Genomic DNA, 25,555 nt, shown 5'->3' on the forward strand with positions numbered 1-25,555 from the left:
GGCGCCGAAGGCTCGTTCAGTTGCCCAGCGCTGCCGCGACCCGTTGCGGGTCGAAACCGAGGTGGCGCTGGCCGCGCACCAGCAGCGTCGGGGTACCGGACGCCCCCAGGCGCTTGTAGTCGGCCAGGCACACCGGATCCCGCTCGATCAGGCATTCCTCGAACGGAATCCGGTGCTCCGTCATGTACTGGCGTGCCTTCGTGCAGAAGATGCAGGTCACCGACGAGATCATGCGGATGTCGCCCGGCCGGGCCACGGCGCGCAGGGCCTCGGCCTGATCGCCCTGCACCTGTGTCTGGACGACCCGGCCCAGACCCCAGGCGACCACGCCGACCACGAGTACCGCCAGGATGCCGCTCTGGCGCAGCCGCTGCCACCAGGAGGGTCGGGTCGGGCCGCTCATTCAGCAACCCCTGTCGCGGCGGTGGCGACGACCTCGATCTTCCATTCTGGTCTGGCAAGCCGGGCTTGCACGGTGGCACGTGGTGGGGTGTGGCCGGCGGGCACCCAGGCGTCCCAGACCGCGTTCATGCCGTCGAAGTCGGCGAGGTCGGCCAGGTAGATCTGCACCATCAACAGCCGTGTCCTGTCGCTGCCGGCACGCGCCAGCAGCCGGTCGATCATCGTCAGCACCTGCGCGGTCTGGCCGCGGATGTCCTGGGTGGCGTCGTCGGGGACTTGTCCGGCCAGGTAGACCGTGCCGTTGTGGACCGCCATCTCGGAGAGGCGGGCGCCGACGTCGAAGCGTTGCAGGGTGGTCATGGTGGGGGCGGTTGTGGGTCAGTGGGTCTGCTTGCGGTGCTGCCGTGCGCCACGCGGGGGCTTGCTGGCCGACCTGGCCGGGCGAGGCGTGGCGGACTTGCCCGCTTCTGTGGCGGGGGCGGCTGCCTTCTGGCCGATGCGGCTTTCGGTCCCCTGCATCAGCTTGCTGATGTTGGCGCTGTGCCGCCAGATCAGCAGCAGGCACATCACCACGATCGCCAGCGTCGCCGTGGACGGACCCCAGACGAGGGTCTGGATCACCGGCGCCGCCACCGCCGCGACCAGCGCCGCCAGCGAGGAATAGCGCGACCCATAGGCCACCAGCCCCCACACCGCCAGCGTCGCCAGCCCCAGCCAGACGTTGAAGCCCAGCAGCACGCCGGCCGCAGTGGCCACGCCCTTGCCGCCCTCGAAACGGAAGAACACCGGCCACAGGTGCCCCAGGAATGCTGCCAGTCCGACCAGTGCCGCCGTGCCATCGCCGAAACCGGCCCGGGCACCGAACAGCTGCACCAGCAGCACGGGGATCAGCCCCTTGAGCGCGTCGAACACCAGCGTCAGCACGGCGGCCTTCTTGTTGCCCGAGCGCAGCACATTGGTGGCGCCGGGGTTGCCCGAGCCGTAGCTGCGCGGGTCATCCAGGCCCATCGACTTGCTGATGATGACGGCGAACGAAAGCGAGCCGATGAGGTAGGCAGCCACGACGGCCACCACGATCCAGAGCGTGGTCATGGGATGAGCGGGAGGGAGCTGGGGGACAGTCTGCCAGTGTAAGGCGGTGGCTGGTGCGGCGGTAAGATCACAGCGTCGTCCGGGAGCCTGCCACCATGTCTGCCATGCCGCTAGCGAAGCCAGCCTTCGATTTTGATGCCTACCTCGACTGGGAGGCCGAACAGCCTGAGCGCCACGAGTTCGTCGCCGGAGAAGTCTTCGCGATGACCGGGGCGCGCAGCACGCACAACACGATTGCGCTCAACTTTGCGTTCTTTCTCAAAGGCGCGCTGCGCGGCACGCCATGCCGTACCCACATCGAAGGCGTGAAAGTCCGCGTCGAAGCCGCGGACGCCGCGTTCTACCCGGACGTGTTCGTCACCTGTGACCCGGTGGATCTGAGTCCCGAGCGCGAAACCCACAAGACAGCGCCGCGCCTGGTGGCCGAAGTGCTGTCAGACAGCACTGCGGCCTACGACCGCGGCCTCAAATTCGAGCAGTACCAGCGCCTGCCGAGTCTGCAGGAATATCTGTTGATCGAGCAGGACCGTGTCCACGTCGATCTGTTCCGGCGCAATGCGGAAGGCTTGTGGGTGCTGCACCCGGCTGGCCCCGGCGACACGGTCACGCTCGCCAGCGTGGACCTGAGCCTGCCGATCGAGGCGTTCTACGAGGACACGGACACCGGTGCGCCCCGTACGACCTGATCAGACCTTGACCGGCTCGGCGGCCTGCACCGCGATGGCGCCCAGCGTTCCGGTCAGCACCGCCGGGTCGATGCCGACGAGGTAGCCACGCCGGCCACCGTTGATGTAGATCCGCTCGGCATCCAGCACGGTCGCCTCCACGTACACCGGCACCGCCTTGCGAAACCCGAACGGCGACGTGCCGCCAACCAGGAAGCCGCTGTGGCGCTGCGCCACCTCGGGCTTGCAGGGCTCGACCTTCTTGGCACCGATCTGGCGTGCCAGGTTCTTGGTGCTGACCTGCCGGTCGCCGTGCATCAGGATGACCAGCGGTTTGGCATCCTGGTCCTGCATCACCAGTGTCTTGACCACCGCGTGTTCGTCCACGCCGAGCTGGCGGGCGGATTCGGCCGTGCCGCCATGGTCGACATAGTCATACGGGTGTTCGGTGTAGCGCACAGCATGGGCCTTGAGCCACTGCGTGGCCGGGGTCTCGCTGACGTGGGCGCTCTTCTTCGCCATGTCGCCTTCGGTGTTTCAGGCCAGCCCGAGTGCTGCCAGATCACCCCGTCCGACACGGATCACCACCGGATCACCGCCGCTCAGGTCGATCACCGAGGTCGGCTCGGCCGGGCAGGCGCCGGAGTCGACCACGGCCTGGATCAGGTGGTCGTAGCGCTCGCGGATCTCCTCGGCGTCGTTGAGCGGCTCGGTTTCGCCGCGCGGGATCAGCGTGGTGCACAGCAGCGGCTGGCCCAGCAGGCCGAGCAGTTCCTGGGCGATGACATGGTCCGGCACCCGCAGACCGATGGTGCGCCGCGAAGGGTGCGAGACGCGGCGCGGCACTTCCTTGGTGGCTTCCAGCACGAAGGTGTAGGGGCCGGGGGTGGCGCTCTTGAGCAGACGGTACTGCTTGTTGTCGACCTTGGCGTAGCTCGCCAGCTCCGACAGGTCGCGGCACAGCAGCGTCAGGTGGTGCTTGTCGTCCACGCCGCGGGCCCGGCGCAGCGCATCGACGGCCGCCTTGTCGTCAAGGTGGCAGACGAGGGCGTAGCTGGAATCGGTCGGGATCGCCGCGACGCCGCCTGCGGCGAGGATCGCGACGGCCTGGCGCAGCAGGCGCGGCTGCGGGTTGTCGGGGTGGACTTCGAAGTACTGGGCGGCCATGGCAGGGCGGGCAGGTGGATCAGGCCGGGTGCGAGATGCGTTCGGCAAGCAGCTCCCACACCGGGGTCAGCTGGGCGGGCAGGTGGGGCAGCTTGCCGAGGTCGGTGCGGCTTTCGGCGGGCGAGTGGAAGTCGCTGCCGCGCGAGGCCGCCAGACCGAACTCGATGGCCATCGCCGCGTATTTGCCATATTCGGCCGTGGTGTGGCTGCCGGTGACGACTTCCACGCCCTGGCCGCCGTGCTCCTTGAATTCGGAGAAGAGCGCAAATTCGGTGGTCGGCGAGAAGCGGTGGTAGCGCCCGGGGTGGGCGATGACGGCCACGCCGCCGGCCTGGGTGATCCAGCGCACGGCGTCGCCCAGACCCGCCCAGCGGTGGGGGACATAGCCGGGCTTGCCGTCGGCCAGGTACTTGCGGAAGACGTCGTTGGTGTCGCTGCAGCGCCCGGTCTCGACCAGGTAGCGCGCGAAATGGGTGCGCGAGATCAGGTCCGGGTTGCCGACATATTTCAGCGCGCCCTCGAAGGCGCCGGGGATGCCGACCTTGCGCAGCTCGGCCGCCATCTCGCGGGCCCGTTCCTCGCGGCCGCCGCGGGTGGCGGCCAGCCCTTGGCAGAGGTCCGCGTCGTGGTGGTCGAAGCCCAGGCCGACGATGTGCACTGTCTCGCCCGCGAAGGTCACCGAGACCTCGACCCCGGTCAGGTGCGGCAGTCCCAGGGCCCGCGCCGCATCCAGGGCGCGCTGCTGACCGCCGATCTCGTCGTGGTCGGTCAGCGCCCACAGCTCGACGCCGTTGGCGCTGGCGCGCTCGGCCAGGGCCTCGGGACTCAGTGTGCCGTCGGAGACGGTCGAGTGGCAGTGCAGGTCGGCATTGAAGATGTTCACCGGCACATTGTAGGAGGCTGTCTGCCGCGTTGCGCTGACGCGGCCATCAGATCACGGGCCAGACTTCGCTGCCTGCCGCAGCGGCTGGCGCAGCGCCCGGCTGTGCCTCGCGGGCGTCGATCAGCCAGCGGCGGGCCGTGGCAGCCGGCTCTGGCCGCCCGAAGAAGTAACCCTGCGCCGCCTCGCAGCCGATGTGCTGCAGCTGCTGCATCTGGGCCTCGGTCTCGACGCCTTCGGCCAGCACCGAGATGCCCAGGCTGCGGCCCATCGCGACCATGGCGTTGACGAGCTGCGCATCGGCGCTGTCGGTCATCAGGTCGCGGATGAAGCTGCGGTCGATCTTGAGCTTTCCCACGGGGAAACGCTTCAGGTGCGAGAGCGAGGAATAGCCCGTGCCGAAATCGTCGATGGCGAGCTGGACTCCCATGGCGCGCAGGCTGTGCAGGAAGGCTTCGCTGTGCTCGCCCTGCTGCATCAGCCCCGATTCGGTGATTTCCAGCTCCAGGCACTCGGCCGGCAGGCTGTGGGCGTCCAGGGCCCTCTGCACCCGGGCGACCGTGCCGCCCCGCTGCATCTCGACCGCGGAGATGTTGACCGCGATGCGCCCGAAGGACAGGCCCTCGTCCAGCCAGGCGCGTCCCTGCCGGCAGGCCTCGTTCGTGACCCACTCGCCCAGCGCGACGATGTGCCCGGTGTCTTCCAGCACGGGGATGAATTCGGCTGGTCCGACCGGGGGCAAGCCCGGCTGGTGGAGCCGGACCAAGGCTTCCAGGCCGATCAGGCGCCGATCGCCAAGCCGGTACAGCGGCTGGTACCAGAGTTCGAACTCGCCACGCTCCAGCGCGCGGCGCAGCCGGGTGTCGAGCTGCAGGCGCACCTGCGCGGCCTGGGTCAGCGCTTCGGTGTAATAGCGGTACGTGCCGCGCCCGGCCCGTTTGGCCTGGTACATGGCGCTGTCGGCATCGCGCAGCAGGTCGTCGACCTCGGTGCCATCGTCCGGATAGAGGCTGATGCCGATCGAGGCCTGCACATAGACCTCGCTCGGGCCGACATCGAAGGGGCGCGCCAGCAGCTGCAGCAGCTCCTGCGCCACCGCCGCGGCGTCCTCGCCTTCGCGGAGTGTCTCCAGCAACAGGATGAACTCGTCGCCGCCGAGCCGGCCCAGCGTGTCGTCGCGCCGCGTGCGCTGCGCCAGGCGCTGGGCGACGCCGAGCAGCAGCTGATCGCCGGCGTTGTGGCCGAGGCTGTCGTTGACGTGCTTGAAGTTGTCCAGGTCGATGTAGAGCACCGCCACCTTGTGGTGCTGGCGCTGCGCCGCCGCCAGCGCATGCTGCATGCGCGAGAGCACCATCAGCCGGTTGGGCAGCCCGGTCAAGCTGTCGACATGGGCCAGTTGCTTCAGCCGGGATTCGACGTCCTTCTGTTTCGTGATGTCGGTGAAGACCGTGACCAGGTGCGTCGGCAGGCCGCTGGCATCCGAGACGGTGGCCACCGAACTCCAGAGCACCTGGCGGGTGCCGTCCTTGCGCCGACTGCGGAGTTCGCCTTGCCAGCGGCCGTGCTGCAGGATGCCCTCGCGCAGCTGCGCATGGGTGCCGTCGTCCTGGCTGTCCGCGCCCAGGAAGTCGGTGGTCTGGCCGACGGCGTCCGTCTGGCTGTAGCCGGTGATCTCGGTGAAGGCCCGGTTGACCGAGACGATGGTGCGGCGCATGTCAGAGACGATGACGCCGTCCTGCGTGCTTTCGAGCGCAGCGGCGTGGAGCCGGTTGCGGTCCTCGCCTTCACGCCACTGTTCGCGCTGGTGGAACTGCGTCAGCGCGTAGGACATGTCGGTGGCGACTTCACGGAACAGCGTCTGCTCCTCGGTGTCCTGCGGATCGAAATGTGCCCGCACCAGCACCAGCACGGCGGCGATGCTGGCGTTGCACGTCACCGGGAGCGTGACGGCCTGGGTCAGCGAGCCGGCAGGGACGTCCCAGCGCGGGTGGCCGCTCAGCCAGGTGCGCAGTGCCGGGTGGACGGTGTCGGTGTTCGGCGTGTCCAGGCGCAGACGGCAAGGGCGGTGGGCGGGGGCCGTCTTCTGCGGATCGCCGGCCTGGTGCACGGGCAATAGCGCCTCCGACCGTGCATCGGGCTCCAGCACCCAGGCCATGGTGAAATGGCCATGGCTCAGGGCGACCGTGCAGATGCGCTCGAACAGCTCGGCGGGCGATCGGGTCCAGACGATCGACTGGTTGACCTGGCTCAGGAAACTGTAGAGGCGGCTCAGCGTCTGGATGCGCTCCTCGCTGTGCTTGCGCTCGCTGATGTCCCAGCTGATCGCGACGACACGGTCATCCCCGCTGGGCAGGGCGTGTGCACGGGCTTCGAACCAGTGGGTCTGGCCGTCGAGTTCGAGGCTGTACTCGGTGTGGGTGACTTCGCGCGTGGCCAGGGTGCGCCGCAGGATGGCGTCGATGCGCTGGGCGGCTTCGGCTGGCAGGAACTCGTGGTAGCGCCGTCCGATCAGGGTCTCCGGGGGGGCCATCAGCTTGTCCGACTGGCCATACACCTCCAGATAGGTTCCCTGGGCATCCAGCACGAAGGAGACGTCCGGCATCGCTCCGGCCAGCGCGCGCAGGTGGGCCTCGCTGCGTGCCAGCTCGTCGAGCATGTGGTCGCGCTGGCGGGCGTGGCGCCACTGCAGCAGCAGCAGCGTGAGCGTGCCGAGTGCGATCAGCACCAGCGTGGCCAGGCTCAGCATGCCTTGCTGGCGCAGCCGGTCCTGCTGCAGCACATCGGCCAGGCGCTCCATGTCCATCACGGCGCTGTCGACGTCCAGGTGCAGTGCGCGCAGGGCGGTGGCGGGTTGTCCCGGGGGATCGGTGATGCGGATCCGCAGCGCCTGTCGGGTCTGGTCGACCAGACGGACGAACCGGTCTGCGGCCGCGATCAGCGCGTCCGATGTCGCGCTGCTGCCGTGGTCCATGGCCCGGATCTGCGTCTGGAGCGTGGTCGCCAGTGCATGGGCATTGTCCAGTTCGGCGTCGACACGCGATGCACTGGCACTGCTGTCGTCGTGGAGCAGCCGCTCGGCCTGCAGTTCGGCGGTGCGCAGGTGCAGACGGACCTGGTGGATCAGCTGGGCCGGGCGGCTGGTGTCGACCAGCGTGGCCCGCCAGCGCAGATCCGCCCAGGCGATCAGGCACAGGCAGAGCACCCCGAACACTGCGGTCACGCCGAGCATGCGGCCGGCGGGTGGACGGCGCGGCGCGGTCACGGTGCGGCTCCCTTGCCGAGCCGGGTGGGATCCAGGCCATGGGCTGCGGCGATGTCGTTCGCGGCGAAGCCATAGTCGGCCACCGCGCGCAAGTGGTCGGCGCTGCCGAGGTAGCCCGCCAGGGCCTGGTCGAGACGGGCGCGGCGCGGGTCGCCAGTCCGGAACACGAAGGCCGGGAAACCGATGTCCGGCTTTCCCTCGTGCAGCGGAGTCGTGAAGGGCTCTGCCATCTCCAGTGCCGGCCACTCGCGCAGGGCCCAGCGCAGCGATGGCGCCGAGAGCGCGAAAGCCGCGGCCTGACCCGAGCGCACGGCGGCCAGGGCGCTGCCGGCGTCGGGCAGGCGCAGCAGCTGCGCCTCGGTCAGGCCAGCCTCGCGTGCCCGGTCCAGCTCCACCGAGCGATCCAGCACCGCCAGTCTGGTGGCGCCATCCACCCGGCGCAGGTCACCCAGCGCATGCAGACCTAGCGGGTTGCCGCTGGGCACGAGCAGGCCCATGCGCACCGACGTGGTCGGCCGGGTGAATTCGGCCTGGGCGGCGCGCTCCGGCGTGATGAACATGCCCGCGGCGATGACGTCGATGCGGCCGCTGCGCAGTTCGTGCAGCAGGCGGGGGAACTCGACGTGCACCCACACCGGCTCTGGCAGACCGGCGCGCTGCAACGCCGCGCGCAGCGTGTCGACCGCTTCGCCCCGCAGATCGCCGCTGGCATCGCGGTAGGCATAGGGGGCCTCCAGGGCATAGCCCGCGCGCAGCGGCGAGCCGCTGTCGCTGCTGCGGCGGTCCGACAGGGTCTGGAAGATCAGTGCCATGGCCGCGGCTGCCACGACCACGACCAGCGCACTCCAGGCCATCAGGCGCCGACGCATCGGTGGGGTCCCTTGTTCATTCGATCGTTGCTGCTGCTGCTGGAGGAGAGAGGCGACAAGGACGGGTGGGTACGCTTGTGCCGGCTTATCGGAACATCTGCGCATTTAATCAAATCGGCGTGACCATGGTGGCCGGACTGCATGGCCGGCCGGTCCCCGCTTGTCTCAAAACAAGACATTTTCTACTGGCAGCAGCTTCCGCCAGAGCCGCACCGGGCCCAGCAATTCGATGAGTTCGGCATGTTGCAGCCACATCCACGAGAAGTCGGCGACGCTGAGAATCAGCACGGCGGTCGCCACGCCGGCTGCTGCCATGGCCACGCCGAGGTTGTGCAGCAGCTGCGTCCAGGTGTCGCTGGCCCGCGCCACCGGTCGGCTCCACAGCCAGACCAGCGGTAGGCCGGCCAGCAGCAGCAACAGCATGGGTGCCGGCAGGCCCAGCGGGTGTGCCGTCCCGTGCGTGGCCCAGGCGCTGCCCAGCAGCGCCATGCTCAGCGCCGGCCGGATCACCCGCGGCCAGGCCAGCAGACTGAACACCAGCGTGAGCACGGCCGCCAGCAGCACCATGGTCGAGCCAATGAACACCGTGGCGCGGCCGTCCGCCAGCTCCGGCAGGGCGGCCAGTGTCTGCCACAGCGGCCACTGGCCGGCGCAGGCCAGCCACACGCTGCCGAACACAGCCAGGCGGTGCGGGCTCTGCGGGGTGCGGGTCCGCGTCACAGGGTGGGGTCCGCGGCCGAATCGGCCAGCCAGCGGCCGAAACGGACCAGCAGCGGCTCGTGCTCGCGGCCCTCGGGCACCACGAAGTAGTAGGCGCGGTCGCTGTCGTGGGCCTGCGGGACCGCCTGGCACAGGCGCCCTTGGGCCAGCTCGTCGGCCACCAGGAAATCGGGCACCAGCGCCACGCCCAGCCCCAGCACGGCCGCTTGCACGCTCATCGAGAACTGCTCGTAGCGCGGGCCGCGCAGATCGCCTTCACACGCCAGCCCGGCGGCCTCGAACCAGCGGCGCCAGGCATGTGGCCGCGTGGTCTGCTGCAGCAGCGGCAGGTGCGACAGCCGGTCCAGTGTGATGGGGGTGTCCTGGGGAAAGAGCAGGGCCGGGCTGCAGACGGCGATCAGGCGCTCGGCCAGCACCTTGCGCGTGATGCAGCCCGGCCAATGGCCGTCGCCGGCGTAGATGGCGGCGTCGAAATGGGTGTCGTCGAAGAGGAAGGGGCGGGTGCGGGTGTGCAGGTTGATCTGCACCGCGCCGGGCATGAACTGCGGCAGCCGCGGCAGCAGCCAGCGGGTTCCGAAGGTCGGCACCACCGCCAGATCGATCACGGGCAGCCCGCTCGCGCCCGCCATCAGCTCCAGCGTGTCGCGTTCCAGGGCGTCGAGCCGTTCGCCGATGCGGCCTGCGTAGCTGCGGCCCTCGTCGGTGAGTTTCACGCCACGGCGTGTGCGGCGAAACAGCTTCACGCCGAGCATGCCCTCCAGGCCGGCGACCTGCCGGCACACGGCGCTCTGTGTCAGCGCTAGCTCTTCGGCCGCGCGGGTGAAGCTCTCGTGGCGTGCCGAGGCGTCGAACGCGACAAGCGCGGCGGTGCTGGGGATGCGGCGTTTCACGGTGTCCGGATCACGGAGTGCGGTTATCGAAGGGCTAGGTGCAATATTCTCGTTTGAATCCGGGGCGATCGACCTCTAGGATATGCACGCACAGAACTTGGAGATCTCCACATGGCCCACCCCGCCCGCGCTTCCTTCCAATGGCAAGACCCGCTGCTGCTCGACGCACAGCTCACCGACGACGAGCGGGCCGTGCGCGACGCGGCCCGCGCCTACTGCCAGGACAAGCTGATGCCGCGGGTGACCGACGCCTTCCGGAACCAGACCACCGACGTGGCGATCTTCCGCGAAATGGGCGAGCTGGGCCTGCTGGGTTCCACGATCCCCGAGCAGTACGGCGGCGCGGGCCTGAACTATGTCTGCTACGGCCTGGTGGCGCGCGAGGTGGAGCGGGTCGATTCGGGCTACCGCTCGATGATGAGCGTGCAGTCGTCGCTGGTGATGGTGCCGATCAACGCATTCGGCAACGAGGCGACGAAGCAGAAATACCTGCCGAAGCTGGCCACCGGCGAGTGGATCGGCTGCTTCGGCCTGACCGAGCCCGACCACGGCTCCGACCCCGGCAGCATGGTCACCCGCGCCCGCAAGGTCGACGGCGGCTACGCGCTGACCGGCTCGAAGATGTGGATCACCAACTCGCCGATCGCCGACGTGTTCGTGGTCTGGGCCAAGGACGACGAGGGCCAGATCCGCGGCTTCGTGCTGGAGAAGGGCTGGAAGGGTCTGAGCGCGCCGGCCATCCACAGCAAGGTGGGGCTGCGGGCGTCGATCACCGGCGAGATCGTGATGGACAACGTGTTCTGCCCCGAGGAAAACGCCTTCCCCGAGGTGCGCGGCCTGAAGGGGCCGTTCACCTGCCTGAACAGCGCCCGCTACGGCATCGCCTGGGGCGCGCTGGGCGCGGCCGAGTTCTGCTTCGAGACGGCGCGCCAGTACACGATGGACCGCAAGCAGTTCGGCAAGCCGCTGGCCGCCAACCAGCTCATCCAGAAGAAGCTGGCCGACATGCTGACCGAGATCGCGCTGGGGCTGCAGGGCTGCCTGCGCCTGGGCCGGATGAAGGACGAGGGCTCGGCGGCGATCGACCTGACCTCGATCATGAAGCGCAACTCCTGCGGCAAGTCGCTCGACATCGCCCGCACCGCGCGCGACATGCTCGGCGGCAACGGCATCTCGGACGAGTTCGGCGTGGCGCGCCACCTCGTCAACCTCGAAGTCGTCAACACCTACGAGGGCACGCACGACATCCACGCGCTGATCCTCGGCCGCGCGATCACCGGCATCCCGGCGTTCTGAGCGGGGCGCGCCGATGACCCCGACCGCGCTGAACGGCCTGAAGGTGCTCGACCTGTCCCGCGTGCTCGCCGGGCCGTGGGCGGGGCAGATGCTGGCCGACCTGGGGGCCGATGTGGTCAAGGTCGAGCGTCCCGGGGCGGGCGACGATACCCGCGCCTGGGGGCCGCCGTGGCTGAAGGACGCGGATGGGCGCGACACCTCGGACGCTGCGTACTTCTTTTGCGCCAACCGCAACAAGCGCTCGGTCGCCATCGACATGGCCACGCCGGACGGGCAGGCGCTGCTGCAGCGGCTGGCGGCCGAAGCCGACGTGGTGCTGGAGAACTTCAAGGTCGGCGGGCTGCGGCAGTACGGGCTGGACCACATCACCCTGTGCGCCCGTCACCCGCGGCTGATCTACTGCTCGATCACCGGCTTTGGCCAGACCGGGCCGTACGCGCCGCGTGCGGGCTACGACTTCCTGATCCAGGGCATGGGCGGCCTGATGAGCATCACCGGCCGCAGCGACGCGGAGGAGGGCGCCGGGCCGCAGAAGGTGGGGGTCGCGCTGACCGACGTGATGACCGGGCTGCACGCCACCATCGGCATCCTCGCCGCGCTGCAGCACCGCGAGCGCACCGGCGAGGGCCAGCACATCGACCTGGCGCTGCTCGATGTGCAGGTGGCCGCGCTGGCGAACCAGGCGGGCAACCACCTGATCTCCGGCCGGGTGCCCGGCCGCATGGGCAACGCGCACCCGAACATCGTGCCGTACCAGGACTTCCCGACCGCGGACGGCGACATGATCCTGGCCATCGGCAATGACGGACAGTTCGCGCGCTTCTGCGAGGTGGCGGGCCACGCCGAATGGGCGACGGACATGCGGTTTTCCACCAACGCGGCGCGGGTGGCGAACCGGACGGTGCTGATCCCGCTGCTCCGGCAAGCCACCGTGGTGCGCACGACCCGCGAATGGGTTGCCGCGCTGGAGTCGCGCGCCGTGCCCTGCGGGCCGATCAACCGGATCGACGAGGTGTTTGCCGATCCGCAGGTGGTGGCGCGCGGGCTGCGGGTTGCGTTGCCGCACCCGGTGGCGGGCACAGTCCCGGGGGTGGCCAACCCGATCCGCCTGTCGGCGACGCCGGTGGTGTACCGGTCGGCGCCGCCGGTGCTGGGCGCGCACACGGGCGAGGTGCTGGCGGACTGGCTGGGCGTCGACGCCGACCTGCCGCGCCGCTGAAACAGCGGCGCTCCTGCCCGCCTATTCCGGCAGCCACCGGCGGGCGGGGCTGTCTAGCATCGGGTGACTTCAAGAAACCCATGCAGACACCATGAACGCACCCGCTGCCAGTGCCAGTGGCAGGGCTGGGCAGGATCTTCCATGACCACCCTGTCCCAGCGCCTGCAGCGCATCAACCGGCTGACGCTGGCCGTGGCGGTCCTCGTCTTCGGCGCCATCATCGCGTTCAGCACCTTCGTGCTCGAACTGATGGAGGTGCGCGACATCAGCCGGGTCCAGTCCCGGATCGTGGCGGGCAACGTGATCGCCGCCGTGGTGTTCCAGGATGCCAAGGCCGCGAGCGCCATCCTGCAGACCTTGCGCAGCTCGCCCCATGTCCTGAGTGCCCATCTGCGCACACCGGACGGGCAGGTCATGGCCCGGTATCTCCGCGGCACGGATGACGTGGATGACAAGATCGCCGGCCTGCTTCCGGCGCACCTGCTGACGATCCAGCCGGTGATGTTCGAGGACAAGCTGTCCGGCCTCCTGGCGCTGGAGACCGACCTCACCGAGCTGTACCGACGCACCGCGGCCCACCTGTTCATCATGCTGCTGGCCGGCGCGCTTGCCATGTTCGCCAGCGAGCGACTGCTCCGGCGGCTGAACGCATCGATCCTGACGCCCCTGACGGGGCTGAACCGGCTGATGGTGCAGGTGTCGGAGGATGTGGGCTGCTCCGTGCGCGCGCCCGCCAGCGACATCACGGAGCTGGACCGGCTCGCCCAGGGCTTCAACGACATGCTGGCCCAGATCCGGCAACGCGATGCCAGTCTGGCCGCCCACCGGGACGATCTGGAGGCCCAGGTGCAGCAGCGCACGGGCGAGCTGCTGCGGGCCAAGGACGCCGCCGAGGCGGCCAGCCAGGCCAAGAGCGAGTTTCTGGCGACGATGAGCCACGAGATCCGCACACCGATGAATGGTGTGCTCGGCATGAACGAGCTGCTGCTCGACAGCGTGCTGGATCCGCGCCAGCGCGCCTGGGCCGAGGCGGTGGAGTCGTCCGGGCGCCATCTGCTCGGGGTCATCAACGACATCCTCGACTTCTCGAAGATCGAATCTGGCTTCCTGGAGCTGGAGGCGGTTGACTTCAATCTGGTCGACGTGGTGGAGGATGCGCTGGCCATGTTCGTCCAGCCGGCGGAATCCAAGGGTCTGGAACTCGCGGTCGATGTCCTGCCGGACGACCTGCGGCTGGGGCTGGGGGTGCGCGGGGATCCCTTTCGCCTGCGCCAGGTCATCTCCAATCTGATCGGCAACGCGGTGAAGTTCACCGACGAGGGGGAGGTGGTGGTGCGGGTGCGGGTGGTGGCGCGCGATGCGCTGGAGGTCGCGCTGCGCGTGTGCGTCGAGGACACCGGCATCGGCATCGCGCCGCAGGCACAGGCCAAGATCTTCGACCATTTCTCGCAGGCCGACGGCTCCACCACCCGCCGCTTTGGTGGCACGGGGCTGGGGCTGGCGATCTGCCGTCGGCTGCTGACACGGATGGGCGGCACGGTCCGCGTGGACAGCACGCCGGGGCAGGGGGCGACCTTCACCATCGAGCTGTGCCTGCCCGTGGCCGTGGTGCCGTTCACCCCTGCTCCTGTGCCCCGCGCGCTCGACGGTGTGCGCACGCTGGTGGTGGACGACAACGAGACCAACCGCCACATCCTGCAGCAGCAGCTCCAGGGCTGGGGGATGCAGGTGCGCTGTGTCGATGGTGGCGCGCAGGCGCTGGTCGCAATGGCGGAGGCTGCGCAGGAGGGGGCGCCGTTCCAGCTCGGCATCCTCGACCTGCACATGCCGCACATGGATGGCCTGGCGCTGGCGACTGCGATCCAGCAGCATCCTGCGCTGGCCGTGACGCGGCTGATGATGCTCAGCTCCACGTATGCCAATGCCGACCAGGCGGCGCGCCAGGCCTGCGGCGTGCTGCGCTATCTGAACAAGCCGGTACGGCGCAACGACCTGCTGCGGGTCGTCACGGCCCTGCTGGAGTCCGAGCCCCCGGAGGCCTTGGCGGGGGCGGTCCCGGCGCGGCAGGTGGCAGGGCCTGCGCGGGCCGATGCGCCGGAGTTGTTGAGCGGGCGGGTGCTGCTGGTCGAGGACAACCCGGTCAACCAGAGCGTGGCCAGGGCCATGCTGCGCAAGCTCGGCCTGTCGATGATGCTGGCCAACCATGGTGGGGAGGCGCTGGCGCTGGTGCGCGACGAGGCCTTCGACCTGGTGCTGATGGACTGCCAGATGCCCGTGATGGATGGCTATGAGGCCACGGCCGCGATCCGCGGGTTGCCCGGCGGCCGTGGCGAGGGCTTGCCGATCATCGCGCTCACGGCCAACGCCATGCAGGGCGACGAGCAGCGCTGCCTGCGTGTCGGCATGGACGCCTTCCTGGCCAAGCCTTACACCCTGGCGGGTCTGAGGGCGGTGCTGGTGCGCTGGTTGCCCGCCGCTGCACGGGAGATGCCGGCCATCGACCGCAAGGTGATCGAGTCGCTGTGCGAGCTGGACGAGTCTGGCGGCATGGACCTGGCGCGCGAGATCTTCGAGGCCTTCCTGGAGAGTGCCGAGCCCGCGATGGTGCGCATCGAGGCCGCGCTGGCCGACGGTGACCTGGGCGTGCTGGGCCAGGCGGCGCACGCGATGAAGTCGAGCGCGGCCAATGTGGGCGCGCTGGCCTTGTCCGCGGGCCATCGGGAGCTGGAGCGCTGTGCCCGCGAAGCACGGCTGAGCGACGCCCAGCGCCTGCTCGCCCCGGTGCGCCACGAACATGCCCGTGCGGTGGCGGCCTTGCGCGAACTGATGATGAAGGACCTTGCCTGATGTTCGTTTCCGCACGGATCCTGGTCGTGGACGACGACCTGACGGCTCGCCTGCTGATGCGCGCCGCCCTGCGCAAGGCGGGCCACGAGGTCGTGCTGGCGGTGGATGGCCAGGATGCCCTGCGCCAGTTCGAGACCACCCCGGTGGACCTCGTGATGCTCGATGTCGAGATGCCCGGCCTCAGCGGCTATGAGGTCTGTGCCCGGCTGCGTGCGCAGGCGGGCGATGTGCTGCCCATCGTCATGGTCACCGGCATGGACGATCTCCGGTCGGTCGACCATGCCTACGAGGCCGGTGCCACCGATTTCATCTCCAAGCCGCTGAACTGGGCACTGGTCGGGCACCGCGTGCGCTACCTGCTGCGGGGCAGCCAGACCCTGCGCGCGCTGCGACGGGCGCAGGCGGACCACGCGGCCGTGCTGGCCGCGATCCCGGACCTGCTGTTCGAGCTGGACCACGAGGGGCGCTTCATCGAATGCCATTCGCCGCCATCGGCGCTGCTGATGCAGCCGCCGGAGCACTTCGTCGGACGCTTGCTGGCGGACGTGATGCCCGGGGACGCCGCCACCGTGGCCGGCTCGGCCTTGCAGACGGCGCTGGAGCAGGGGACGTCCTTCGGCAAGCAGTACGAACTGGTGATGCCGCAGGGGCGGCGCTGGTTCGAGCTGTCCGTGGCACGCAAGGCAGCGGTCGTCGGGGAGTCGCCGCGGGTCATCGCGCTGGCCCGCGACATCACGGCGCGCAAGGAGGCCGAACAGCGCATCGCGCGGGCGGCCTACTTCGACAGCCTCACCGGCTTGCCGAACCGGTCGTCGTTCATGGAGCGGGTGGGACGCGAGATCGGCCGTGCCAGCCACACGCGCCAGAAACTGGCGGTGCTGTTCATGGACCTTGACGGCTTCAAGACGGTCAACGACTCCCTCGGGCATGCCGCGGGCGACACCATCCTGCAGACAGCCGCGGACCGTTTCCGCCTGGAACTGCGCCCGGCCGACATGGTCTCGCGGGCCAGCCCCGGCGGGCTGGAGATCGAGTTCGCCCGGCTCGGGGGCGACGAGTTCACGGCCCTGATCCTGGACATCGCCGGCGCGGACGATGCGCTGGTCGTGGCCCGCCGGATCGGTCAGGTGATGCGCCAGCCGTTCCTGCTGGAGACGGGCGCCGTGCAACTGTCGACCAGCATCGGCATCGCGCTGTTTCCGGACGACGCCCTGGAGGCCGTGACACTGCTCAAGCACGCCGACATGGCGATGTACCGTGCCAAGCGCGACGGCCGGGACCAGGCCTGCCTGTACGGCGCCATGCCGGTGTGCTGATTCAGCCGGTGCGCCGGGGTTTGCGCTGACGCGGCACGGCGACGGTGGCCGCCAGCGCCTGCAGCACGAACTCGCGCACCCGCTTGCGCTTGAGGTCGGTCGGCACCGTGAGCTTGAGGTGCCGGCGCTTCTTGCCGTCGCCTTCCAGCAGGTGGTCCGGGTCCGCCAGGTCGGCGCCGCGGCTGAACTCCAGCATCACATGCCGCGGGTGCGAGAAGATGCCGCAGAAGGGCGAACCGGCGGAGAACAGGATCCCGCCGTACTTCACCTCCTCGCAGATGGCGGGATCGGCCGCCAGCACCAGCCCCCGCAGCCGGGAGACAAGATCGACGCGCACGTCCTCCTGCAGGAAGAGGGTGTCGAGCAGGTCATCGACCTTGTCGGTGTTCAGGAATCGATCGGACATGAGGGGGCTTCGGGTGGCAGCGTGCTGGCTTACTTGAAGAGATCCTTCATCCGGTCGGTCCAGCTCTTGGCGGTCGGCGAATGTTTGTCGCCGCCCTTCTTGAGCGACTCGTCCAGCTCCTTGAGCAGCTTGCGCTGGTGCTCGCTGAGCTTGATCGGGATCTCGATCTGGATGTGGCAGTACAGGTCACCGGGGTAGTTCGAGCGGATGCCCTTGATGCCCTTGCCGCGCAGGCGGAAGGTCTTGCCGTGCTGCGTGCCTTCGGGCAGCTCGATCTCGGCCTCGCCACCCAGCGTCGGCACCGACACCGAACCGCCAAGCGCCGCCGTGATGACGCTGACCGGCACGGTGCAGTGCAGATCGTCGCCGTCGCGCTCGAAGATGTCGTGCTGCTTGATGCGGATCTCGACGTACAGGTCGCCGGCCGGGCCGCCTTGCTGACCGGGCTCGCCGTGGCCGCGCAGGGCGATGCGCTGGCCTTCGTTGATGCCGGCCGGGATCTTGACTTCCAGCGTCTTCTGCTTCTTGACCTTGCCCTGGCCGTTGCAGGTGGTGCAGGGCTCGGGAATGATCTTGCCGGTGCCGTGGCAGTGCGGGCAGGTCTGCTGGATGCTGAAGAAGCCCTGGCGCAGGTGCACCGTGCCGGAGCCGTGGCAGGTCGTGCAGGTCTTGGCGCTGGTGCCGGGCTTGGCGCCGCTGCCGTGGCAGGTGTCGCACTCTTCCCAGGTGGGGATGCGGATCTGCGCTTCCTTGCCGAGGGCGGCCTCCTCCAGCGTGATCTCCATCGCGTAGGACAGGTCCGCGCCGCGGTAGACCTGCTGGCCGCCGCGCCGCTGGCCGCCGCCACCCTGGCTGAAGATGTCGCCGAAGATGTCGCCGAAGGCCTCGGCGAAACCGCCGCCGCCGAAGCCTTCCGGCCCGCCACGGAAACCGCCCGCGTTCGGGTCGACGCCGGCGTGGCCGAACTGGTCGTAGGCCTGGCGCTTCTGCGCGTCCGAGAGCATCTCGTAGGCCTCCTTGGCCTCCTTGAACTTCTCTTCGGCCGCCTTCGCGCCATCCCCCTGGTTGCGGTCCGGGTGGTGCTTCATGGCCATCTTGCGATAGGCCTTCTTGATGTCGTCTTCGCTCGCGTTCTTGGCGACGCCGAGGACTTCGTAGTAGTCACGCTTTGCCATGGACAGTTCCGACAGCAGCAAGCCGTGTGCCGATGAGGCGCAGGCTGTTCAAACGGGAACGCCGCGCCGAGGAAAAAGTGCCGAGGGAGCACCCGTCTCGAACGCGGCGAGGACCACCCGCGCCACCGCAGGTGGGGTCGCGGGTCAGCCGATCACTTCTTGACTTCCTTGAACTCGGCGTCCACGACGTCCGGATCCTTGGCGTCCGACTTGGGCGCTTCGCCACCCGCCGCCCCGGCACCGGCGGCGCCTGCCGCACCGGCCGCACCCTGCTGCGCCTGCATGTCGGCGTACATCTTCTCGCCGAGCTTCTGGCTGGCGGTCATCAGCTCATTGGTCTTGGCTTCGATCAGTTCCTTGTCGTCGCCCTTGATGGCTTCCTCGACGGCCTTGATCGCGGCTTCGATCTTTTCCTTCTCGCCGGCTTCGAGCTTGTCGCCGTAGTCGGTCAGCGACTTGCGCACCGAGTGGACCATGGCGTCGCCCTGGTTCTTCGACTGCACGATCTCGACCTTCTTCTTGTCCTCGGCGGCGTTCACCTCGGCGTCGCGCACCATCTTCTGGATCTCGTCTTCCGACAGGCCCGAGTTCGCCTTGATGGTGATCTTGTTTTCCTTGCCGGTGCCCTTGTCCTTGGCGCCGACGTGCAGGATGCCGTTGGCGTCGATGTCGAAGCTCACCTCGATCTGCGGCGTGCCGCGCATGGCCGGCGGGATGCCTTCCAGGTTGAACTCGCCCAGCAGCTTGTTGCCCGAGGCCAGCTCGCGCTCGCCCTGGAACACCTTGATCGTCACCGCCGGCTGGTTGTCGTCGGCGGTCGAGAAGGTCTGCGCGAACTTGGTCGGGATGGTCGTGTTCTTGGTGATCATCTTGGTCATCACGCCGCCCAGGGTCTCGATGCCCAGGCTCAGCGGGGTGACGTCCAGCAGCAGCACGTCGGAGCGGCCGCCGCCCAGCACCTGGCCCTGAATGGCCGCGCCGACGGCCACGGCCTCATCCGGGTTCACGTCCTTGCGCGGCTCCTTGCCGAAGAACTCCTTGACCTTTTCCTGCACCTTGGGCATGCGGGTCATGCCACCGACCAGGATCACGTCGTCGATGGCGCTGGCCGAGACGCCGGCGTCCTTCATCGCGGTGCGGCAGGGGGCGATCGTGCGCTCGATCAGCTCATCCACCAGCGACTCCAGCTTGGCGCGGGTCAGCTTGATGTTCAGGTGCTTCGGACCCGAGGCGTCCGCCGTGATGTACGGCAGGTTCACGTCGGTCTGCGACGAGTTCGACAGCTCGATCTTGGCCTTCTCGGCGGCCTCCTTCAGGCGCTGCAGGGCCAGCACGTCCTTGGTCAGGTCGACGCCTTGCTCCTTGCGGAACTCGGTGACGATGAAATCGATGATGCGCTGGTCGAAATCCTCGCCGCCCAGGAAGGTGTCGCCGTTGGTGGACAGCACCTCGAACTGCATCTCGCCGTCGACGTCGGCGATCTCGATGATCGACACGTCGAAGGTGCCGCCGCCCAGGTCATACACCGCGATCTTGCGGTCGCCCTTGCCGTGCTTGTCCAGACCGAAGGCCAGGGCCGCGGCGGTCGGCTCGTTGATGATGCGCTTGACGTCCAGACCGGCGATGCGGCCGGCGTCCTTGGTCGCCTGGCGCTGCGCGTCGTTGAAGTAGGCCGGCACCGTGATGACGGCCTCGGTCACTTCCTCACCGAGATAGTCCTCGGCGGTCTTCTTCATCTTGCGAAGGATCTCGGCCGAGACCTGCTGGGGCGCGAGCTTCTTGCCGCGCACTTCCACCCAGGCGTCGCCGTTGTCGGCGGCAGCGATGGCATAGGGCATCAGGTCGATGTCCTTCTGCACTTCCTTCTCGGTGAACTTGCGGCCGATCAGGCGCTTGACCGCGTAGATCGTGTTCTTGGGGTTGGTGACCGACTGGCGCTTGGCCGAGGCGCCGACGAGGATCTCGCCGTCTTCCTGGTAGGCGATGATGGACGGCGTCGTGCGCGCGCCTTCGCTGTTCTCGATCACCTTCGTGGTGTTGCCTTCCATGATGGAGACGCACGAGTTGGTGGTGCCGAGGTCGATGCCGATGATCTTGCCCATGGTGTTGAAGCTCCGGAAATTGGTTGGTTGTCTGTGATCTGCGGCTTGTCCGGCCGGTTTCAAGGGGTATCGAGCGCCCTGTCAGCCGGACTGGCCTGTTTCTTGTGCTGGATCAGGGCCTCATTTCGGCGCGGCCACGGTGACAAGCGCCGGGCGCAGCACCCGCTCGGCGATGAGGTAACCCTTCTGCAGCACCATCACGACGGTGTTGGCGTCCTGGTCGGCGGGCACCATGCTGATGGCCTGGTGCTGGTGCGGGTCGAACTTGGTGCCGACCGGTGGGCTGATCTCGAGCACCTTGTTGCGCTCCAGCGCCTGGACCAGCTGGCGCAGCGTGATGTTCACGCCTTCGAGCACCTGCTCGGGCGAGCCCTGGCCGCTGGCGTGGGTGGCCAATGCGGCTTCGAGGCTGTCCTTCACCGGCAGCAGGCTCTCGGCGAAGCCTTCGACCGCGAACTTGCGCGACTTGGCAATTTCCTCATCGGCACGGCGGCGGGTGTTGTCGGCCTCAGCCTTGGAGCGCAGGTAGGCATCGGCCAGCTCGACATTCTTGGCTTCGAGTTCGGCGATGCGGGCGGCGGCTTCATGGGCAGCGTCGGCGGCGTCGGACGAGGCCGTGTTCAGCGCTGCAGGCTCGGTGTCTTGGTACGGAGCGGAGTTCTGTGTATCGGACATGGGTGGCGGTTCCTGGCCTGTGATTGCGGCAACTGAGATGCGAAATGAGGATGCCCCTCCAGACTTCAAGGGGTCACACGACACAAGTTGACGATTCGCCACAAGGTAGCGGTGTGAGAACTGTCACACTTGCGGCCGGATCGCCCCGTGGGTGGGCGGCCGCATGTTCCGAAGATGACCGATCCGATCCCGCCTTCCCCTGCCGAGCAGGTACTCGACGATGTTGCCTTGATGCTGGCGCCCCTGGTGCGCTGGCTGCTGGTGCAGGGCATACCGCTGGGCGCGCTGGTCCGCACCCTGCGCGGGGTCTACCTCGACGAGGCGTACCGGGATCTGAGCCAGCGAGACCGGCGGGTGACCGATTCCGCCCTCAGCGTGCTGACCGGCATCCACCGCAAGGAGGTGCGCGCCTACATGGAAGCCCACCACGAGCCGAGCGGCTCGCCCCCCGTCCCGGTGCGCCTGGCGCCGACGCCCGCGGCGGCGCTGTTCACCCAGTGGATCACCGATCCCGCCTACCGCACGCCTGACGGTGCCATCCAGCGCACGCTGCCGCGCCATGGCCCGACGCCGAGTTTCGAGGCCCTCGCCCGCGAGGCGTCCCGGGATGTGCATCCCCGGACCCTGCTCGAAGAGCTGGAGCGGCTGGCGCTGGTCGCGGTGCAGCCGGACCAGGTCTGTCTGCTGTCCGACCGCTTCGTGTCGCCGGTGCACGATCCGGCCGCCATCCGGACCATGGCGGTGAACGTGGCGGACCATCTGGCCACGGCCGTGCACAACCTGCGCGCCGACAGCCCGGTGCAGCGGCGACTGGAGCAGAGCGTCTTTGCCGACGGACTGAGTGCCGAGTCGGCCGCCCACCTGGGCGAAGTGGCCCGCGCGCTGTGGGACACGGCCTTGCAAGGGATGGTGCGCGAGGCCCGTGCCCGCATCACGCCGGACGCCTCGCAGGACGTCGCGCAGGATGTCGCGCATGACACCCGCATGCGCTTCGGGATTTATTACCATCTCGAAGTGAACAAATCGGCGCTCCCTGCGGCGCCCGATGCCCCCAATCCCAAGAACTCCCGGGAGGAAGACGAATGATGCACACGGCGATGCGGCGGGCCGGTCTGGCGGCCTCGACAGTGCTGGCGGTGCTGGTCGCACTGGTGGCGTGTGGCGGGGGGGGCGTGGGCTCCAATGGCACCGGCAGTCCGGTCACGATCGGTCTCAGCGTGGGCACGGTGTCCGGGCTCGGCAGCGTGATCGTCGATGGCACGCGGCACGACGACAGTGTTGCTTCGGTCGAAGTTCGCCGCAACGGCACCGAATCCGATGTCGGCGACGCGCGGCTGGGGCACCGGGTGTCCCTGGAGTTCGGCCCCGATGCCGGCGGTGTGCAGGTGCTGCAGCGTGTGGAGCTGCTGCCGGCGCTGGTCGGCCGGGTGCACGAGCGTACCGCGGACACGCTGGGCGTGCTCGGCCAGACGGTCACTGTCAACAGCGATCCCGCACGCGGTCCGGTCACGGTGTTCGAGGCGCCGCTGGGCAGCCTGGCGGATGTGCGCCTCGGCGACGCGGTCGAGGTCCACGCGCTGACCCAGCGCACGGGTGCCGCTGCCCGTGACGTGCGCCTCGTGGCCTCGCGCATCGCCCCGCGCAGCAGCTTGTCGGGTGTGCGGGTCAGCGGCACCGTGGCCGAGCTGTCGACCGCTGGCACCGGCGGAGCCCGCAGTTTCCGGTTGGGTGCCTTGACGGTGGCGCTGCCCGCCGCCGCCGCGGTGCTGCCCCAGGGCCTGGCGCTGGCGAACGGCCATGCCGTCACCGTCTTCGCCGCCGAGTCGGCCTTCGACCCGGCAACGCTGGGCATGGCGGCCAGCCAGGTCCGGGTGATGGCTGCCGGGGATCCCGGGGCGACCCTGCACCGCGCCGGGCTGGTCGGCGCCTGGTCTGGCACGGCATTCGAGGTGGATGGCGTGGCGCTGCTGGTCGATGCCGAGACGCAGACCGTGCCGGCCGGGCGCACCGTCACGGACGGCGCCTATGTCCAGGTGACGGCCACGCAGAACGGCAGTGGCCGCTGGCGCGCCACCCGCATCGAACACCTGTCGGGGGACAGCGTCAGTGTCAGCGCCGAGCTGCGCGGGACGCTGGTCGACTGGTCGGCCGCCACGCGCAGCTTCCGCGTGCGTGACACGCAGGTGTCCTTGACCGAGGCGACCCGGACCGACCTGGGCGAATGCCGTGCGACCGCGCTGGCAGACGGGCTGTATGTCGAGGTCAAGGGCACCGCCACGGCGCAGGGACTGCGCGCGCTGTCCGTCGCCTGCGAACAGGAGCCCAAGGGCAGCAAGAGCCGGCTGGAGCGGCGCGGGGTCGTGCTGAGCGTGGACACCGGTGCGCGCCGGCTGACCCTGCGCCGCCAGCCGGGTGACCCGGTGCTGACCGTCACCTGGACCGACCAGACCTATCTGGGCAGCAGCCTGAACGCGGCAGGACTGGCGGCGCTGGTCGGCACGTCGCGCGAGATCGAGGTGGAAGGCACGCTGTCGGCGGATGGCCTGCAGATGGCAGCGCGCAAGATCAAGCTGCGCGAGATGCGTTCCTGAGCGCGTCTGCGGTCCGCAGCGCTCAGGTGTCGTCGTCCAGCGAGGCGCTCCAGCGCTGCCACTCGACCAGCTGGCGCCGGTCGGACTTGGTCGGACGGCCCTGTTCGATCGCCACGGCCGGGTCGACGGCGTAGGGCTTGCGGGCCAGCCACTCGGCCTGGGCGGCCAGGCTTTCCGGCGTCTCGGCGTAGAGCTGCTGCGCCTGTGGCGCCGGCCCGCGGGCTTCGGACAGCCCCAGCACCTGCACCTCGCGCGCCACCGGGCTGTTGCCCTGGCGCAGGCTCAGCCGGTCGCCGGGGCGCACCTCGCGCGAGGGCTTGGCGTGCTGCGCGTTGACCAGCACGCGCCCGCGTTCGATCTCGTCGCCCGCCAGCGTGCGGGTCTTGAAGAAGCGCGCGGCCCAGAGCCATTTGTCCAGGCGCTGGCCGGGCGTCGGGGCCGGCGGTGGGGGGGCGGCGTGGCGGGACTTGCTGCTCATCGGCGGGTGTCGGGGTCGGGCGTGAGGGGGTTGGCCAGAGGCAGGCGCACGGTGGCGTCCAGGCCGCTGGGGTGTCCGTCGGGATCGAGGCGATTGTCCAGCACCAGCGCACCGCCCAGCGACTGCACGATGTCGTGGCAGATCGCCAGCCCCAGGCCCGCCCCGGAGCGCAGCTTGTCGGCGCTGCGACCGGCGGCGAAGGGGCGGAACAGGTGCTCGCGCTGGGCCTCCGGGATGCCGGGCCCGCTGTCGGCGATGGTCAAGGTGGCCTGGCGCGCATCGCAGCGCAGCCGCACCGCCAGCGCCGAGCCGTCCGGTGTCGCCTTGATGGCGTTGTGCAGCAGGTTGCGCATGAGTTCGCGCAAGGCCCATTCATGGGCATGCACCAGGGCGGTGTCGGTCTCGATCGAGAACTCCAGCCCATGATCGGCGATCAGCGCCGACAGGTCGAGCGCCACGTCCCGCACCAGCGGTTCCCAGTCCAGCACCGGCGCCTGGCCCTGCTGGCGCAACTGCTCGACCTTGGCCAGCGCGAGCATCTGGTTGGCCAGCTCGGTGGCGCGGTCCACGGTGTGTTCGAGTTCGGCCAGCGCCTGGCCGGGGTCGATGTCGCCTCGGCGTGCGGACTGGACCTGGGTCTTCAGCACGGCCAGCGGCGTGCGCAGCTGGTGCGAGGCGTCGCGCACGAAACGCTTCTGGTGGTCGAGCAGCTGCGCCAGCCGCGCCATCATGGTGTTGGTGGCTTCGATGAGCGGTTGCAGTTCACGGGGCGCCTCGTCGGCCACGAGCGGGGTCAGGTCACCGTCGCCCCGCGCCTGCAGCTGGCCGCTGAGCAGCCGCACCGGGCGCGTGGCCCGCTGCACCACCCACACCACCACCCCCGCGATCACCGCGATCAGTGCCGCCTGCCGCCACAGCGTGCCCAGCAGCAAGGCCCGCGCCAGCGTGTGGCGCAGCTCCAGCGTCTCGGCGACCTGGATGGTGGCCATGCCGATGCCGGCGCTGCCGGCCACCGGCTGCAGCAATACCGCCATGCGCACCGGCTGGCCACGGAACTCGGCGTCGTAGAAATCGACCAGCGCCGCGTACACGCTGCGCTCGGGCAGCTGGCCGCGCCAGACCGGCAGATCCTCGAAGCCCGAGATCATCCGGCCCTGGGTGTCGCTGACGCGGAAATACATGCGGCTGCGGTTGTCGGCCTCGAAGGCTTCGAGCGCGGAGTAGGGCACCGTGGCGGTGACCAGGGTGCCTTGGCCGTCGGGATCGCCGGGGTCACGCTCGATCTGCAGGTGCTCGCCGATGGCCTTGGCCGAGGCCAGCAGCGTGCGGTCATAGGCGATGTCGGCCGACTCCAGTGCCTCGCGGTAGACGCTGACGGTGTTGAGCAGCACCAGCAGCACCACCGGCCCCAGGATGCCCAGCAGCAGGTAGGCGCGCAGCGAGAGGTGTTCGAGCAGCCGGTGCCAGCGGGCCAGGAGCTGTGCAGGATGGACAGGCATGGGC

At 69.2% G+C, this 25,555-nt stretch carries 23 protein-coding genes; 7 read left to right on the plus strand and 16 right to left on the minus strand.

The window, feature by feature from the left end; translation table 11 throughout:
* Positions 1–16 precede the first annotated feature (16 nt).
* From U5O44_RS18075 to plsY, 3 genes are read right to left on the minus strand one after another with little or no spacing between them, the layout of a single operon-like run.
* Positions 17–403, minus strand: coding sequence for a glutaredoxin family protein (locus U5O44_RS18075; protein ID WP_322589790.1), 387 nt, complete (start codon positions 401–403; stop codon positions 17–19).
* Complete coding sequence (locus U5O44_RS18080) at positions 400–762, minus strand: RidA family protein (RefSeq protein WP_322589791.1); 363 nt, start codon at positions 760–762, stop codon at positions 400–402. The genes U5O44_RS18075 and U5O44_RS18080 overlap by 4 nt, the downstream gene beginning before the upstream one ends.
* An 18-nt stretch (positions 763–780) precedes the next feature.
* Complete coding sequence (gene plsY, locus U5O44_RS18085; protein ID WP_322589792.1) at positions 781–1,494, minus strand: glycerol-3-phosphate 1-O-acyltransferase PlsY; 714 nt, start codon at positions 1,492–1,494, stop codon at positions 781–783.
* 95 nt (positions 1,495–1,589) lie between these two features.
* On the opposite strand from plsY, the gene U5O44_RS18090 reads away from it, so the two are divergent.
* Positions 1,590–2,180: a Uma2 family endonuclease gene (locus U5O44_RS18090; RefSeq protein ID WP_322589793.1), complete on the plus strand. Its 591-nt coding sequence runs from the start codon at positions 1,590–1,592 to the stop codon at positions 2,178–2,180.
* Here U5O44_RS18090 and ybaK read toward each other — a convergent pair whose 3' ends face one another.
* From ybaK to U5O44_RS18125, 7 genes are all read right to left on the minus strand, one after another.
* Entirely contained in the window at positions 2,181–2,681 is a 501-nt protein-coding gene (gene ybaK, locus U5O44_RS18095; RefSeq protein WP_322589794.1) for a Cys-tRNA(Pro) deacylase, read from the minus strand.
* 15 nt (positions 2,682–2,696) lie between these two features.
* Positions 2,697–3,326, minus strand: coding sequence for an L-threonylcarbamoyladenylate synthase (locus U5O44_RS18100; RefSeq protein ID WP_322589795.1), 630 nt, complete (start codon positions 3,324–3,326; stop codon positions 2,697–2,699).
* 19 nt (positions 3,327–3,345) lie between these two features.
* Entirely contained in the window at positions 3,346–4,209 is an 864-nt protein-coding gene (locus U5O44_RS18105; RefSeq protein WP_416222195.1) for a 3',5'-nucleoside bisphosphate phosphatase, read from the minus strand.
* Between the two features lie 46 nt (positions 4,210–4,255).
* A complete protein-coding gene (locus U5O44_RS18110) occupies positions 4,256–7,468 on the minus strand; it encodes a sensor domain-containing protein (protein WP_322589797.1) in 3,213 nt (1,070 codons plus the stop codon).
* Positions 7,465–8,337, minus strand: coding sequence for a transporter substrate-binding domain-containing protein (locus U5O44_RS18115; protein ID WP_322589798.1), 873 nt, complete (start codon positions 8,335–8,337; stop codon positions 7,465–7,467). Before U5O44_RS18115 ends, U5O44_RS18110 begins: the two co-directional genes overlap by 4 nt.
* 165 nt (positions 8,338–8,502) lie before the next feature.
* Positions 8,503–9,057 (minus strand): phosphoethanolamine transferase domain-containing protein, encoded by a 555-nt coding sequence (locus U5O44_RS18120; RefSeq protein ID WP_322589799.1) that lies wholly within the window; start codon positions 9,055–9,057, stop codon positions 8,503–8,505.
* Complete coding sequence (locus U5O44_RS18125) at positions 9,054–9,947, minus strand: LysR substrate-binding domain-containing protein (RefSeq protein ID WP_322589800.1); 894 nt, start codon at positions 9,945–9,947, stop codon at positions 9,054–9,056. Before U5O44_RS18125 ends, U5O44_RS18120 begins: the two co-directional genes overlap by 4 nt.
* Before the next feature lie 111 nt (positions 9,948–10,058).
* Between U5O44_RS18125 and U5O44_RS18130 the strand changes: the two genes are divergently transcribed.
* From U5O44_RS18130 to U5O44_RS18145, 4 genes are all read left to right on the plus strand, one after another.
* On the plus strand, positions 10,059–11,243 hold the full coding sequence (locus tag U5O44_RS18130; RefSeq protein ID WP_322589801.1) for an acyl-CoA dehydrogenase: 1,185 nt from the start codon (positions 10,059–10,061) through the stop codon (positions 11,241–11,243).
* A 13-nt stretch (positions 11,244–11,256) separates the two neighbouring features.
* Positions 11,257–12,462 (plus strand): CaiB/BaiF CoA transferase family protein, encoded by a 1,206-nt coding sequence (locus U5O44_RS18135; protein ID WP_322589802.1) that lies wholly within the window; start codon positions 11,257–11,259, stop codon positions 12,460–12,462.
* 141 nt (positions 12,463–12,603) lie between these two features.
* Positions 12,604–15,309: a response regulator gene (locus tag U5O44_RS18140; protein WP_322589803.1), complete on the plus strand. Its 2,706-nt coding sequence runs from the start codon at positions 12,604–12,606 to the stop codon at positions 15,307–15,309.
* Positions 15,309–16,625, plus strand: coding sequence for a diguanylate cyclase domain-containing protein (locus U5O44_RS18145; protein WP_322589804.1), 1,317 nt, complete (start codon positions 15,309–15,311; stop codon positions 16,623–16,625). The genes U5O44_RS18140 and U5O44_RS18145 overlap by 1 nt, the downstream gene beginning before the upstream one ends.
* Position 16,626: 1 nt before the next feature.
* Here the strand turns inward: U5O44_RS18145 and U5O44_RS18150 are convergent, their stop codons facing one another.
* From U5O44_RS18150 to grpE, 4 genes are all read right to left on the minus strand, one after another.
* Positions 16,627–17,031, minus strand: a complete 405-nt coding sequence (locus U5O44_RS18150; RefSeq protein ID WP_322589805.1) for a DUF1801 domain-containing protein — start codon at positions 17,029–17,031, stop codon at positions 16,627–16,629.
* 29 nt (positions 17,032–17,060) lie between these two features.
* Positions 17,061–18,206 (minus strand): molecular chaperone DnaJ, encoded by a 1,146-nt coding sequence (dnaJ, locus tag U5O44_RS18155; protein ID WP_322589806.1) that lies wholly within the window; start codon positions 18,204–18,206, stop codon positions 17,061–17,063.
* A 152-nt stretch (positions 18,207–18,358) separates the two neighbouring features.
* Positions 18,359–20,308, minus strand: a complete 1,950-nt coding sequence (gene dnaK / locus U5O44_RS18160) for a molecular chaperone DnaK (protein WP_322589807.1) — start codon at positions 20,306–20,308, stop codon at positions 18,359–18,361.
* Between the two features lie 120 nt (positions 20,309–20,428).
* Positions 20,429–20,983, minus strand: a complete 555-nt coding sequence (gene grpE / locus U5O44_RS18165) for a nucleotide exchange factor GrpE (RefSeq protein WP_322589808.1) — start codon at positions 20,981–20,983, stop codon at positions 20,429–20,431.
* 174 nt (positions 20,984–21,157) lie between these two features.
* On the opposite strand from grpE, the gene U5O44_RS18170 reads away from it, so the two are divergent.
* The gene (locus U5O44_RS18170; RefSeq protein ID WP_322589809.1) at positions 21,158–22,069 is read left to right on the plus strand and encodes a DUF6502 family protein; all 912 of its coding nucleotides are present in this window, start codon (positions 21,158–21,160) and stop codon (positions 22,067–22,069) included.
* Positions 22,069–23,574: a DUF5666 domain-containing protein gene (locus tag U5O44_RS18175; RefSeq protein ID WP_322589810.1), complete on the plus strand. Its 1,506-nt coding sequence runs from the start codon at positions 22,069–22,071 to the stop codon at positions 23,572–23,574. The genes U5O44_RS18170 and U5O44_RS18175 overlap by 1 nt, the downstream gene beginning before the upstream one ends.
* 22 nt (positions 23,575–23,596) lie before the next feature.
* Here the strand turns inward: U5O44_RS18175 and U5O44_RS18180 are convergent, their stop codons facing one another.
* Both U5O44_RS18180 and U5O44_RS18185 read right to left on the minus strand, forming a co-directional pair.
* On the minus strand, positions 23,597–24,052 hold the full coding sequence (locus tag U5O44_RS18180) for an RNA-binding S4 domain-containing protein (protein ID WP_322589811.1): 456 nt from the start codon (positions 24,050–24,052) through the stop codon (positions 23,597–23,599).
* Entirely contained in the window at positions 24,049–25,551 is a 1,503-nt protein-coding gene (locus U5O44_RS18185) for a sensor histidine kinase (protein ID WP_322589812.1), read from the minus strand. The genes U5O44_RS18180 and U5O44_RS18185 overlap by 4 nt, the downstream gene beginning before the upstream one ends.
* Positions 25,552–25,555 lie beyond the last annotated feature (4 nt).

Source organism: Sphaerotilus sp. (assembly GCF_034519685.1).
Lineage (GTDB): Bacteria > Pseudomonadota > Gammaproteobacteria > Burkholderiales > Burkholderiaceae_C > Sphaerotilus.

Excerpts from the sequence above, each read along its gene's own strand:
- grpE (WP_322589808.1), bottom strand. The coding sequence starts at position 20,983 with ATGTCCGATACACAGAACTCCGCTCCGTACCAAGACACCGAGCCTGCA.
- U5O44_RS18170 (WP_322589809.1), top strand. The coding sequence starts at position 21,158 with ATGACCGATCCGATCCCGCCTTCCCCTGCCGAGCAGGTACTCGACGAT.
- U5O44_RS18135 (WP_322589802.1), top strand. The coding sequence starts at position 11,257 with ATGACCCCGACCGCGCTGAACGGCCTGAAGGTGCTCGACCTGTCCCGC.
- U5O44_RS18150 (WP_322589805.1), bottom strand. The coding sequence starts at position 17,031 with ATGTCCGATCGATTCCTGAACACCGACAAGGTCGATGACCTGCTCGAC.
- U5O44_RS18080 (WP_322589791.1), bottom strand. The coding sequence starts at position 762 with ATGACCACCCTGCAACGCTTCGACGTCGGCGCCCGCCTCTCCGAGATG.
- ybaK (WP_322589794.1), bottom strand. The coding sequence starts at position 2,681 with ATGGCGAAGAAGAGCGCCCACGTCAGCGAGACCCCGGCCACGCAGTGG.
- U5O44_RS18090 (WP_322589793.1), top strand. The coding sequence starts at position 1,590 with ATGTCTGCCATGCCGCTAGCGAAGCCAGCCTTCGATTTTGATGCCTAC.
- dnaJ (WP_322589806.1), bottom strand. The coding sequence starts at position 18,206 with ATGGCAAAGCGTGACTACTACGAAGTCCTCGGCGTCGCCAAGAACGCG.
- U5O44_RS18100 (WP_322589795.1), bottom strand. The coding sequence starts at position 3,326 with ATGGCCGCCCAGTACTTCGAAGTCCACCCCGACAACCCGCAGCCGCGC.
- plsY (WP_322589792.1), bottom strand. The coding sequence starts at position 1,494 with ATGACCACGCTCTGGATCGTGGTGGCCGTCGTGGCTGCCTACCTCATC.
- U5O44_RS18185 (WP_322589812.1), bottom strand. The coding sequence starts at position 25,551 with ATGCCTGTCCATCCTGCACAGCTCCTGGCCCGCTGGCACCGGCTGCTC.
- U5O44_RS18130 (WP_322589801.1), top strand. The coding sequence starts at position 10,059 with ATGGCCCACCCCGCCCGCGCTTCCTTCCAATGGCAAGACCCGCTGCTG.
- U5O44_RS18140 (WP_322589803.1), top strand. The coding sequence starts at position 12,604 with ATGACCACCCTGTCCCAGCGCCTGCAGCGCATCAACCGGCTGACGCTG.
- U5O44_RS18180 (WP_322589811.1), bottom strand. The coding sequence starts at position 24,052 with ATGAGCAGCAAGTCCCGCCACGCCGCCCCCCCACCGCCGGCCCCGACG.
- U5O44_RS18145 (WP_322589804.1), top strand. The coding sequence starts at position 15,309 with ATGTTCGTTTCCGCACGGATCCTGGTCGTGGACGACGACCTGACGGCT.
- U5O44_RS18175 (WP_322589810.1), top strand. The coding sequence starts at position 22,069 with ATGCACACGGCGATGCGGCGGGCCGGTCTGGCGGCCTCGACAGTGCTG.
- dnaK (WP_322589807.1), bottom strand. The coding sequence starts at position 20,308 with ATGGGCAAGATCATCGGCATCGACCTCGGCACCACCAACTCGTGCGTC.
- U5O44_RS18115 (WP_322589798.1), bottom strand. The coding sequence starts at position 8,337 with ATGCGTCGGCGCCTGATGGCCTGGAGTGCGCTGGTCGTGGTCGTGGCA.
- U5O44_RS18075 (WP_322589790.1), bottom strand. The coding sequence starts at position 403 with ATGAGCGGCCCGACCCGACCCTCCTGGTGGCAGCGGCTGCGCCAGAGC.